General features: G+C 69.0%; 11 protein-coding genes. All 11 read right to left on the bottom strand.

Annotated features, from left to right (window positions below; all coding sequences use genetic code 11):
- Positions 1-3,282: amino acid adenylation domain-containing protein (locus ABZ858_RS25255; protein WP_361382802.1), on the bottom strand; the 3,282-nt coding region annotated here is incomplete at its 3' end.
- Positions 3,283-3,396: 114 nt separating this feature from the next.
- On the bottom strand, positions 3,397-4,446 hold the full coding sequence (locus ABZ858_RS25250; RefSeq protein WP_361382799.1) for a methyltransferase: 1,050 nt from the start codon (positions 4,444-4,446) through the stop codon (positions 3,397-3,399).
- A 42-nt stretch (positions 4,447-4,488) separates the two neighbouring features.
- Positions 4,489-4,707 carry an MbtH family protein gene (locus tag ABZ858_RS25245; RefSeq protein WP_361382796.1) on the bottom strand — a complete coding sequence of 73 codons (219 nt, stop codon included), beginning with the start codon at positions 4,705-4,707 and terminating at the stop codon, positions 4,489-4,491.
- A gap of 64 nt (positions 4,708-4,771) precedes the next feature.
- Positions 4,772-5,902, bottom strand: a complete 1,131-nt coding sequence (locus ABZ858_RS25240) for a beta-ketoacyl synthase N-terminal-like domain-containing protein (RefSeq protein WP_361382793.1) — start codon at positions 5,900-5,902, stop codon at positions 4,772-4,774.
- Entirely contained in the window at positions 5,896-7,206 is a 1,311-nt protein-coding gene (locus tag ABZ858_RS25235) for a beta-ketoacyl-[acyl-carrier-protein] synthase family protein (protein ID WP_361382790.1), read from the bottom strand. Before ABZ858_RS25235 ends, ABZ858_RS25240 begins: the two co-directional genes overlap by 7 nt.
- Entirely contained in the window at positions 7,207-7,452 is a 246-nt protein-coding gene (locus ABZ858_RS25230) for an acyl carrier protein (RefSeq protein ID WP_361382787.1), read from the bottom strand.
- Between the two features lie 97 nt (positions 7,453-7,549).
- Positions 7,550-8,365, bottom strand: coding sequence for a phosphosulfolactate synthase (locus ABZ858_RS25225; RefSeq protein WP_361382784.1), 816 nt, complete (start codon positions 8,363-8,365; stop codon positions 7,550-7,552).
- A gap of 10 nt (positions 8,366-8,375) precedes the next feature.
- Positions 8,376-9,386: a 2,3-diaminopropionate biosynthesis protein SbnB gene (locus tag ABZ858_RS25220; protein WP_361382781.1), complete on the bottom strand. Its 1,011-nt coding sequence runs from the start codon at positions 9,384-9,386 to the stop codon at positions 8,376-8,378.
- Positions 9,387-9,433: 47 nt separating this feature from the next.
- The gene (locus tag ABZ858_RS25215; RefSeq protein WP_361382778.1) at positions 9,434-10,246 is read right to left on the bottom strand and encodes an alpha/beta fold hydrolase; all 813 of its coding nucleotides are present in this window, start codon (positions 10,244-10,246) and stop codon (positions 9,434-9,436) included.
- A gap of 304 nt (positions 10,247-10,550) precedes the next feature.
- Positions 10,551-11,060: a glycosyltransferase gene (locus ABZ858_RS25210; RefSeq protein WP_361382775.1), complete on the bottom strand. Its 510-nt coding sequence runs from the start codon at positions 11,058-11,060 to the stop codon at positions 10,551-10,553.
- 54 nt (positions 11,061-11,114) lie between these two features.
- Positions 11,115-11,585 carry a hypothetical protein gene (locus ABZ858_RS25205; protein WP_361382772.1) on the bottom strand — a complete coding sequence of 157 codons (471 nt, stop codon included), beginning with the start codon at positions 11,583-11,585 and terminating at the stop codon, positions 11,115-11,117.
- Positions 11,586-11,656: the final 71 nt, after the last annotated feature.

Genomic DNA, 11,656 nt, shown 5'->3' with positions numbered 1-11,656 from the left:
GTTGTACGTCGCCGACACACCCTCGAGCTGACCCAGGAACCACAGACGGCGCTGCGCGAACGACACCGGAAGAACCTCCGGCCGCACCCGCCGCCGCAAGGGCTCCCGCACCCGGGCACCTTCATCGAGCCCGTCCATCTGCCCCGCCACGGTCGGGGCCTCGAACAACGACCGGATGCTCACCTCCACCCCGAGGACCGTCCGGATCCGGCTCACGAGTCGGGTCGCCAGCAGCGAATGCCCGCCCAGCTCGAAGAAACCGTCATCGATCGACACCGACTCCACGCCCAGGACTTCGGCGAACAGCCCGCACAGGACGGCTTCCTGCGGCGTCCGCGGTCCGCGGCCCGCACCCACTCCGGCGTACTCCGGGGCCGGCAGGGCGCGCCGGTCCAGCTTCCCGTTCAGCGTCAGGGGGAGAGCGTCCAGCGCCACGAACGCGGACGGCACCATGTAGTCCGGCAACCGCTCCGCGACGTACGCGCGCAGTGCCGCCGTGTTCACGCCGACGGGGTCGGGGCCGGTGAGCGGCACCACGTAGGCCGTGAGCCGCTTGTCGCCGGGGGTGTCCTCCCGAAGGATCACCGCGGCCTGGCCGATCTGGGCGTGCCCGGCCAGGACAGCTTCGATCTCACCCGGCTCGATGCGGAAGCCGCGTACCTTGACCTGGTCGTCGACGCGGCCTATGAAGTCCATGGTGCCGTCGGCGAGCCAGCGCACCACGTCCCCGGTGCGGTACATCCTGCCGCCCGGGGCGCCGAAGGGGTTGGCGACGAAGCGGCCGGCGGTCAGTTCGGCGCGGTTGAGGTAGCCACGGGCCAGGCCGTCGCCGGCGATGTAGAGCTCACCGCTGACTCCCGGGGCGACGGGGCGCAGTGCCTCGTCCAGGACGTACAGCTGGGTGTTCCAGAGGGGTCGGCCGATGGGGACGGAAGTGTCCGGTACCTGGCCGACTTCCAGCAGCGGGTTGACGGCGGAGAAGACGGTGGTTTCCGTGGGGCCGTACTCGTTGGCGACGACTGTGCCAGGGCAGGCTTCGAGGACGCGGCGGACGGCGGTGGGCGAGACGACGTCTCCGCCTGCCCAGATCTCGCGGACGCCCTTGAAGCAGGCGGGGTGCTCCTCCGCCAGGACGCGGAACAGGCCGGCGCTGACGAACAGACCCGTCACGTGCTGCTCGGTGATCACCTTGGCGAGGTCCGCGGCGTCCATCAGACCTGCTGAGGCGACGACGACGGTGCCGCCGGTCAGCAGCGGTGTCCAGATTTCGAAGGTGGACGCGTCGAAGGCGTACGGGGAGTGCATGAGCACGCGTTCGTGCCGACCGGAGGTCCAGTAGGAGTCGGCCGCCAGGTGAACGACGTTGCGGTGTGTGTTGGCCACGCCCTTGGGCTTGCCGGTGGAGCCGGAGGTGTACATGACGTACACGAGCTGCTCGGAGTGGACCGTGGCCTGCGGTGCGGCCGGGTCCGCACCCGTCCCCGCCGTCGTGTCCGTCTCGTTCTCCGTGTCGGCCTCACCCCGGGACGTGACGCGGATGACGGGGACGTCCGCGGTGAAACCGATGTCGTGCCGTGCCCGATCGGTCAGCAGGGCCATGGCGGCGGTGTCCTGGAGGATGAACTCGGAGCGCCCGGCCGGCTGGTTCGGGTCGATGGGTACGTACGCGCCGCCGGCCTTGAGAATGGCGAGGGACGAGACGACGACGCCGATGGAGCGTTCCAGGAGGACGGCGACCCGGGACTCGGTGGTGACGCCGGCGCGTCGGAGCCTGCGGGCCAGCCGGTTGGCGCAGGCGTCCAGTTCCGCGTACGTCAAGGTGGTCGTGCCGTCGGTGACGGCGTGGGCGTCGGGGGTGCGTGCCGCCTGGGCTGCGAAGAGTTCGTGGACGGAGATGTCGTGCGGATAGTCGACATCAGTGTCGTTCCAGGTGTGCAGGATCCGCTCGCGCTCGTCCGGTGTGACCATGTCGGCCTGGCGCAGGGGGGCGCCGGGATCCGCGACGAGCTGCTTCAGCAGGCTCAGGTACCGGGTCTGGTGGGAGGAAAGTTCCTGCCGTTCGTACAGGTCAGAGTTGCCGTCGAAGTCGATGACGGGGCCCCGGGCGTCGTCGACGTCACGGACGACGATGGACAGGTCGGGTACGGGTCCGCTCGACAGGTTGTGGGGGGCGCCGTGGAGATCGCCCAGGGATATGCCGTCGTTGAACGAGATGATGTTGGCGACGACGTTCCAGATGCGCTGGGTGTGGTTCCCTCCGCGGATCTCCCGGATCAGGTCCTCCGAGCGGAAGCGCTGGTGGCGCAGTGCCTGGTTCACCTCGGCGGTGGCCCGGGCGAGGAGGTCGCTGAAGGATTCCTCGCCGGAGACCGTCAGGCGGAGCGGGAGGACGTCGGAGAGGGTGGTGACGGTGTGCCTGGCGTGCACCGACTTGCGGCCCGTGACGGGAAGGCCTACCAAGATGTCCTGTTCACCGGTCATGCGACGGAGGTAGACGAAGACGGCCGCGATGAAGACGACCGCGCGTGTCGTCCTGTGCTCGTGGGCGAGGTCGCCGAGCGTGTCGCTGGCCGTCTTGTCCAGCTCCGTGGTCACCCGGGTGACGCGCCCGTTGACGCCGGGCTCGCGTGACGCGAGTGTCGTCGGGTGCGGACGGTCGGCGAACTTGTCCAGCCAGTAGGCGCGGTCGGCGGTGTACTTGGGCGAGGCGAGGTACTTGCGGTCCTCCTCGCGGAGCGGACCGAGCCCACGCGGGACGGCTGCTTCAGGCGCGTGGGTGCCCGGCGACCGGAGCGACATGTAGATCTCTCCCAGGCGCTGCTGGAACAGGAAGCCGCCGTAGCCGTCCATGAGGAGGTGGTGAAACCTCGCGTACCAGAAGTAGCGCCTGTCGGAGATCCGGAAGAGGGCGAACGACCAGAGTCGATCGGTGAGGACGTCCACGCGTCGGCGGAGGTCGGCGTGCATCCATTCCCGCGCCGCCGTCTCCGGGTCGGGCCGGTCGGAGACGTCGATGTATCCGACATCCGGGACGAGGGAGGGGTCGAGCGTCTGCCGTACGCCTTCCGGTCCTTCGCTGAACCGCTGGTGCAACGCTTCGGACTCGCGGAACGCCTGTCGGCAGGCCTCCTGGAACAGGGCGACGTCGATGTCGCCGCGGAAGTCGACGTACTCGGCGATGTTGTAGGCGTGGCCCGAAGGGTCCAGCTGGTGGCCGAACCAGATTCCCGTCTGAGCAGTGGACAGTTCCTTGTGCTCGCGCTGCTCCTCGGACATCGTCATCCCCTCACGCTTCAAGCCAACAACTGGAACGGGCAACACGACGGCGTACCGGTGCGCCGGTGTGCCGGGGCGGGGCGCCGTCGGGCCCGTGTCTCGCTCGCGGCGGGCCGCTGGTCAGCAGGCGTCCCTTCTCGCTTCGAGCACGCTGAAGAACGAGTCCGTGAGCCGGGTGACGTCCAAAAGGTGCAGGCCTGCCTGCCCGAGCAGGGCCCTGTACTGGTCCAGGGTGCGTTCGCGGCCACCGAGGACGACCATCATTCCCAGGTCGCTCCACCAGGCGGGGTGGGCTTCCCCCGATTCGGGCAGCAGCATCTCGCAGATGAGCAGGCGGCCGTCCGCGGAGAGTGCCTCGCGGCTGCGGCGCAGGATGGTGACCGCGTCGTCATCGTCCCAGTCGTGGAGGACGCTGCACATCAGGTGGGCGTCGGCGCCGGCGGGGATCTCCTGGAAGAAGTCGCCCGATGCGGTCCGGCAGCGGTCTCGCAGTGGAGCGAGTTCGCCGGAGACCTCGGCCCGTTCGACGACGCTGCGCCGGTCGAAGAGAACCCCGGTGACGTGCGGGTTGGCCGTCAGGATGGAGGCGAGTACGGCGCCCTTGCCGCCGCCGACGTCGAGGAGGCAGCGGGTGTCCTTCCATGCAGGGAGGGTGGCGAGGCCCGCATAGAGACGACCCGCCCGCTCCCGCATGCGTTCGTCGAAGGTGGCGCCGAGCTGGCCGTCGCTGTCCTTGTGGGTGAAGAAGCCGGCGCCGAACTGGCTGTCGAAGGCGGGCCGGCCGGTGGCGATGGTGTCGACGGCCCCGAGCCAGGCGCGGTAGGAGTCGACGTTGGTGAGGGTCGCCCGCATCGAGACGGACGAGTCGGTCTGGAGCAGTTGGCCCAGCCGGGTGAGGGAGAACAGGCCTTCACCGTGGTCGGTGAAGAACCCGCAGCTGGCAAGGGTCCGCAGGAGCCGTTCCAAGGCTCCGGGCGACAGCTCGAGCGCCCCGGCCAGCTCCTCCACCTTCCGTTCGCTGTCGCTGAATTCGTCCGCGATGCCCAAGTGGGCGGCGACGGACAGCGCATACGGCAGTACGGCGACGATGCTGTCGTCTGCCATGCGCAGGAATTCGCGGACCACCGGGTCGGTCGCGGTCGCGATGACGTGCTCTCGGTCGGTACTCACCCGGTTGGGCCTTCCGTTCATGCCGTCAGTTCGCTGGCGTCTTCAGGAGTTGGTGTCGCCCATGGCGTCCACCAAGCTCTTCGGGCGCATGTCCACCCAGTTCTCGTTGATGTAGTCGAGGCAGGCCTGTCGGGTGTCCTTGTCGTGGACGACGGTCCACCCTGCGGGCACCACGGCGAACGCGGGCCAGAGGGAGTGCTGTCCTTCGTCGTTGACCAGAACGGTGTAGACGCCCTCGGGGTCCTCGAACGGGTTGGCCATCGGGTCTTCCTTCCTTGCAGAGCGGATTCCACAGTGCCCGGTGCGGCTGAGTGCACCGGGTTGTTCAGCGGCCGGACGACGGCAGGCGCAGCAGCGCGCAGGCCACTGCTCCGTCGGGATCGCCGGCGCTGACCAGCGCCAGGCGGTCGCCGTCGTGGCCGGGGTCGGAGGCGGCGTGCTGTGCGGTGCTCAGCAGCGCCACGATCTGGAAGACGGAAGCGGCGGCGGAGGTGTCTCCGATCAGCGATCCGATCGCGGGCCGGGAGACGGCCTCCGTACCGAACATTTCCTCGAGCAGCAGGGTTTCCCCGGGCGTCGGCGTCCCGTCGCAGCTGCTCGGCATGGCAGCCCAGACGTCCCCGGCCGCCACTGCGGCGGCGTCGAATGCGGCGGACAGGCACGAGCGCAGGGCGGCGACGGGATCACCGTCCACGTCGATGCACGAGGTGACCGCCAGGACCTCGGCCAGGACGGTGCGCTCGGCGCCGATGCCGTCGGGCCGCTCCAGCAGGAGGACGGCGCATCCCTCGCCCAGTGCCGCGTCCGCGTCGCCGGGGTGCCGCCGGTGGTGCTCCAGCCAGGAGCGGGCCTGCGAGTACTCCTCGGTGGCGCCGACGACGACACGGTCGGCGCGGTGCTGCGCGAGCAGCCGACGGCCGTGTTCGAGGGCCATGAGGCCCGATACCCGGCCGGCGGCGAGGGTGCTGTTGGGGCCGCGGAGGCCGTGGAAGATGGCGCTTGCCGAAGTGGCCCTGTTCATGGCCATGTTCGGGATGGCTACGGGTGGCACGTCCTGGGGGTGTCGTCCCTCGAAGGAGGCGCGGGTCAGGTCTGCGTATCCCTGTGTGCTGCCGGCGGTGGTACCGAGCACGATCGCGGTGGTGAGACCGCTGTCGTCGACGATGTCTGGCGTGTGGCGCACCAGTTCGCGCACCGCCGTGATCGCCAGGCCGGTGGCCCGGTCGAGCCCTCTGGTGCCGGCCTTGCCCAGGACCTCCCGGACTTCGAAGTCCGGTACGAGATGGGCCAGCGGCTCGGCGACGACCCCCCAGACGTCGGTGTCGGGGCGCCGGGCGGTCGTGCGGCCGGCCGACAGTCCCTGTTCGAAGGGCTCGTGTCCCACCCCGAACGGCGACACGGCCGACCAGGCGGTGATGACGGGGCGCTGTGGCCGGCCCGCCTCGGTGCTCAGCACGGCTGCTCCTCTTGTGCCATCCGCTCGTGGTCCGGGTTCCGTGCGCTCGGTGGGGTGCGTTCGCCGTCGGGGCTGCCGAGGACGAGGACAGCGTTGTTGCCGCCGAAGGCCAGGGCGCTGTTCTGGACGATCCGCACGTCTGCTTCGACGGATCGGTTGGGTGTGCAGTCGACGGCGCATTCCGGGTCGGTGTGCCGGTGGTTGGCCGTGGGCGGCACGAAGCCGTGGTGGATGGCGAGCGCACCCGCCACCGCGCCGAGGGCGCTGGCCGCGCCCATGGTGTGCCCGATCATGGACTTGACGGCGGTGGCGCGGGGCAGCTGTGCGCCGAAGACGTCGTGCATGGCCTGCACTTCGGTGATGTCGTTGGTCTCGGTGCCGGTGCCGTGTGCGCAGACGAGGTCGACGTCTTCGGGGCTGATTCCGGCGTCGTCCAGGGCCAGGCGCATGCAGCGGGCCACGCTTTCCCGTTCGGGAGCGACGGGGTGGTGGGCGTCGCAGTTGAGGCCGTAGCCCATGACTTCCGCGTACACGCGGGCGCCGCGGGCGCGCGCGGAGTCTGCGTCCTCCAGCAGGAGCATGCCAGCTCCTTCGCCGAGCAGGAGGCCGTCGCGCCCTGCGTCGAAGGGGCGGCACTCCTCTTCGGCGACAAGACCGAGCCGGGTGAACCCGGCGAGCGTCTTGCGGCACAGCACGTCCGCTCCGCCCACGAGGGCGTAGTCGGCCTCGCCGGACCGTACCGCGTCGAGTCCGGCGCCGATGGCGTAGTTGCCCGCGGCGCAGGCAGTGGCGATCGTGATGGCTTCGACGTCGCGGAGGCCGAGCTCGCGCGCGAGGTGTACCGAGAGCTGCGATGCGGGTACGCGGCGGGCCAGGGTGGCCGGCATGTCTTCGAGGCCTCCGGGGAGGACCGTCTCGACTATGCCGTCCAGGTCCGGTACGCCGCCGTCCGTGGTGCCGACGGCGATGAACCCGCGCCGTCGCATGTGCAACTCCGACGCGGTCGTTCCGGCGTCCGACAGGGCCATGCGGGTTGCCGCGATGGCGAATCCCGCGGCCGGTCCCACCTCTTCCAGGGGAAGGTTGTGGATCCAGTCTCCGGGTTTGTAGTCCGCCACCTGATGTCCGCGCCGCTGCGGGAAGTCCCGTGTGTCGAAGCGGGTGATGTCGGTGGTGCCCGCGCGTCCGGCCCGCAGCGCGTCGGTGAACGGCCCGACACCGTTGCCGATGCTCGAAAGAACGCCCATGCCGGTGATGACCACTCGTCGGCGTCGGCCGTTCGCACTGTCCCCCGTGCTCTTCATCTACCGTGCCTTGGCCGTTTCGAGGATCTCCAGCACCGTTTTCAGGTCGACGATGCGCTTGAGGTCTTCCCGCGCGATTTCGATGTCGAGCGCCACTTCGATTTTGCTCTGGATTTCCACGGCGTTCATGGAGTCCGCACCGTAGTCCTCACGGAACCGTCCGGTGGGGGTCAGCTCCTCCTCCTCCAGTTCCAGCACATCGCAGATGATTTGGCGGACTTTTGCCTCGCGCTCGGCAGGAAGCACCGCTGCTCCTTTTCGCTCGGGCCGTGACGGCACAGGGAATTCATTCTTGTTCGGCCAGGGTCTGTCGGTCCAGCGATGATGTCGAATGTCACCCAAGTCACTTGGCGAGTGACGAGCGTTCGTACGCGTCGCTGTGCAGGCCGTGCCGATAGGTTTCCATTCTGAGCAGCTCTTCCAGCCGTACATTACCCAGAGCGACGTCGGCACCGAAATGGTCGAGCAGTGCGAATTGGCTCGGCTTGGTTGGCGCCTCGAATATGAGGCGATCCAGTCCGAATTCATCCGCAAGAGTGTCGGCGAGTCCGCGGCTCAGCTGGCCGCGGGAATCGAAGAGCCCCACGTCAGCGGCGTTTTCGCGGCCTTCGACGACAAGATGGGTGGCGCCTTCGTTGAGCCACTGGCCGCCCTGTGCGATGAGCCGCTTCGTCGTCGCCTCGTCGAACGCCCCGTCGTGCTTCCCCCCTATCTCGTAGGTGACCGTGAGGCCTCGGGCCGTCGCGGCCTCCAGCACGCGTCCGGGGTGGGGGTCGGAGCGGGTGAAGCCCTGTCCCGCCTCGATGCCCGTGACGTTCAGCCGCTGACACAGGTCGAGGTACTCGTCCAGCCGGCCGAGGTCGGCGGCTATCTCGAACATGCCGCCGCCGACCGTCACCGGAAGGCCGTGGTCCCGGGCGGCCCGGATCTTCTGCTGGAGACTGCTGTCCTCGATGAGCAGCCACGTCGCCATGGAGAGCTTGAGCCCCGCCATCAGGGAGTGGCTCTGGCCGATGTGGGAGACCACCGTCGCGACGTCGTAGCCGGGGTCGAAGGGGTAGGTCCGGGGCGCCCGGCGGACGACGCCCAGTGATGCGAGGAAAGCCCGTTGCGGGGACTGAGCGCCGTTCGCTTCGGACGCGATTGCTCTTTCGTTCACTGAAAGGGGGTTACCTTTCCAGTCGAGTACCCACGCCGTTCTCGACGGCTCGTCCGTAGACGGCGGCCGAGCAGGCGATGTCTCCGACGGCCTGTCCGATGGGGTTGAAGAAGATGGTCTCCTCGGGCTTCTCGCGGCCCGGACGTGCGCCGGTGACGAGCTGCGAGAGTTCCGCATGACAGCGATCGGGACCGAAGGTGCCCTGCTGCGCCATGGTGTGGAGAAGCTTCCCGGGACGCATGACCTGCTCGTAGCAGTCGACGACGACCTTGTCGCTGGCGAGGACGACGTCCGGCATGGGGTCGGCGAGCGAAACGTTCAGGAACAGGGAGCCGCGCGGCACCCATTCGGCGGGGATCCACGGCTCGGGGGCGGTGGTGACCACGAGGATGACGTCGGAGTCGCGCAGGCATCCGGCGGCGTCGTCGTGGACGTTGACGGTCAGCCCGTGCTCCTCGCGGGCCCAGCGCGCGAAGGACCCGGCCTGCTGGGGGGAGACGTCGTGGACCTCCACCGCCTCGGGCCTGTCCCACGCTTCACACAGGAGCGACAGATGCGTCCTGGCGAGGAGACCGGCTCCCAGCACCGCGAGGCGCCTGCTCTCGGGCGCCAGGTACCGGCAGGCGAGGGCGGAGACCGCGGCGGTCCGCCATGCGCTCACGAAGGAGCCGTCCATGATGGCGACGGGGTAGGCGCTGTCCGCGTCATTGAGGACGATCACCGCGGAGGCCCGCGGTACGCCCCGGACTTCCTGGTTGTCGTGGGCGCTGCCGATCCACTTGATGCCGGAAAGGTGGACCTCGCCGCCCACGTAGGCGGGCATGGCGATGATGCGGTCGGTCGGGTGCGGGCGATCGGGCCGGCGCAGATAGGGCTTGAGCGGTTGCACCACGTCGCCGGCGGCCTGGGCGCGAAGCGCGGCCTCCACGGCTTCCACGAAGAGTGTGCGTTCGGGGCCGACGGCACGTTCGACGTCGGCCGCCGACAGGTAGAGCAGCCCATCGTGTGCGATGGGGTCCAACGCGTTCAAGATTCCCCCTGGGTGCCGTTCACTGCCGATCCGAGTGCTCAGCTGTCGGCAGGCTGACCGGTGTGTGAATACGTCGCGCTGCTGCCTGTCATCCGATGGATGGCGCGGTTCACCTGATGGGCGAATTCCTGCTCCTGCTCCAGCAGGTAGAAGTGACCGCCCGGAAAGGTGTGGCTGTTGAAGGTCCCCGTTGTGGCGTCCTGCCACTTGGCCACCCTATTCCAGGGAACGCCCTCATCGTCAACACCGGCAAATGCGGTTATAGGTACAGAGATCCTGCGAAGGGGTTGCGGCGAGTATTCCCGCACGAGACGGAAATCTGCACGGACCGCGGGCAGCACCAGCTCGCGCAGTCCGGGCTCGAGCATCGGATCGGTGTACGTGCCGCCGGTCCTGCGCAGTTCGGCGATCAGCTCTTCATCGCTCTCTCCGGGCCATTCGCGTTCCGGAGGCAGGTGAGGCGGAATCTGGGCGGACACGATGAGTCCGGCCGGTCGGCGGGCGAATGACATCTCAAGGAGTCGTGCCACTTCGAACGCGACCCAGGCGCCCATACTGTGCCCGAAGAGAACAAGGGCGGAATCGTCATCGAGGTGCGGCTGCAGGGCCTGGACCACTTGGGGTGCCAGGTCTTCCATCCTGGAGGCGCACGGCTCGGATATGCGGTCCTGTCGGCCCGGGTACTGGACGGAGAGCAGATCGATTCCGTCGGGAAGCCACGAGGCCCAGGAATTGTGGAAGGAGGCGGTGCCGCCGGCGTGCGGCAGACAGAGCAGGCGTATCCGTGCGTCACGACATCGCCGGGTGCCCCGGATCCACGACGCTCCGGCGACGGGACGGTCAGAGGGCATACCCGCCTCCGCGCACTCCGAGCGGGCGCCCCTGTCCGTCGGGAACGCCTGCCGCACCCCCAGAAGCATCTGCGCCTAACGCCGCGAAACGCGACATGCCGACGCCCACACAGCGCCGTACCATGCCATTCACCCCCGTGCGAGTCAGCATATGTGATATTGCAGCTGTGAACAGGCTGCGATCATAGGTGAGTTGAGGGCAGAAGGCAACGAAGATCAACCCGTGAACGCCTGGTCACACGCCGTGATCACCGCGTGGCGCCGACGCCGGTCCGCCGGCGGCCAGCGGGCGTTCCGAGGCTCGTCAGCCCCTCCTCTCCGAGCCCGTCCGCCCGACGCGCTCAAGGACGCGCACGGCGTCTTCGAGAGGGCTTTCCGTAGCCAGCTTCTCTGCGAGCCGCCTGGCGTTCCGGGTGATGGTGGGGTCGGTCGTCGCCGTGACGATGCCAGAGCGGAGCGTTTCGGCCGTCAGATCCCGGAACTTCACGGGCGCCGCCGACACGCCGAGGCCGTGGACGTGGTCCGCCCACATCTGCTGTTCGTTGTGGAACGGACAGGCCATCTGCGGGATGCCCGCCACCAGGGCGGCGTTGTAGGTCCCGGTGCCCCCGGCGTGCACGGCTGCACGAACCCGGGGGAAGAGCCAGTCGTAGGGGACATCCCTCACCACCATGACGTTCTCGGGCGGGTCCACCACCCGTATTCCGCCCCGGCCCTCGACGATGACCGCCCGCTCGCCGGCGGCGGTCACCGCCTTGACGACCAGTTCGCCGGTCGCCTCGGGATCTCCGCCGAACATGCTGCCGAAGCCCACGGAGATGGGTGTCCGGCCCTGCTCCAGGAAGCGCACCAGCTCGGCGGGCGGCTGTCAGTCCGCGCGGTGGGGCAGCGTCCAGAACCCGGTGGTGTGCACCCACTCGGGCCAGTCGGCGGCAGGCTTCAGGACGTGCGGGCTGAAGCCGTGGAGCACGGGTGTCGGGTTGCCGTGGACATCGGTGCGGAACTCCGTGTAACCGTCCCGGGGCGCCAGCCCGAGGACGTCCGAGCGCCACTGCCCCACCCAGTCCGACAGCGGTGGCTCGAGGGGCCTGTTGACGCGGGCGTGGTCCTCCATGTTCGTAGCCGTCGGCCGCAGGCCCGGGCCCGGCGAGTACTCCCGGGAGACGACGTGGTGCGGGTAGAGGGAGGCGAGGACGTGCGGCACCCCGAGCCGCTCGGCGATTTGGTGTGTCACCTGCCGAGAGGGCGGCGAATAGACGATCAGGTCGGCCCCGGCCGAAGCCGCGTCCCACATCTCCCTCATCATCAGCGGGAACACCTGCGGGAAGAGCGCCGTCATGCGACTCCCGCAGTCGGCGCTGCACCTCTGGGTCGTCGTTGTTCAGGTACAGCCCGCGGACCTCGGGACTC

The organism is Streptomyces sp. NPDC047017, assembly GCF_040644175.1.
Lineage (GTDB): Bacteria > Actinomycetota > Actinomycetes > Streptomycetales > Streptomycetaceae > Streptomyces.
The sequence above is the reverse complement of the archived record's forward strand: the minus strand, read 5'-3'. Positions and strand labels throughout refer to the sequence as shown.

What these genes read in the sequence shown, in the direction of transcription:
- ABZ858_RS25245 (WP_361382796.1), bottom strand. Translation starts at nt 4,707, where the DNA reads ATGGCCAACCCGTTCGAGGACCCCGAGGGCGTCTACACCGTTCTGGTC.
- ABZ858_RS25235 (WP_361382790.1), bottom strand. Translation starts at nt 7,206, where the DNA reads ATGAAGAGCACGGGGGACAGTGCGAACGGCCGACGCCGACGAGTGGTC.
- ABZ858_RS25215 (WP_361382778.1), bottom strand. Translation starts at nt 10,246, where the DNA reads ATGCCCTCTGACCGTCCCGTCGCCGGAGCGTCGTGGATCCGGGGCACC.
- ABZ858_RS25205 (WP_361382772.1), bottom strand. Translation starts at nt 11,585, where the DNA reads ATGACGGCGCTCTTCCCGCAGGTGTTCCCGCTGATGATGAGGGAGATG.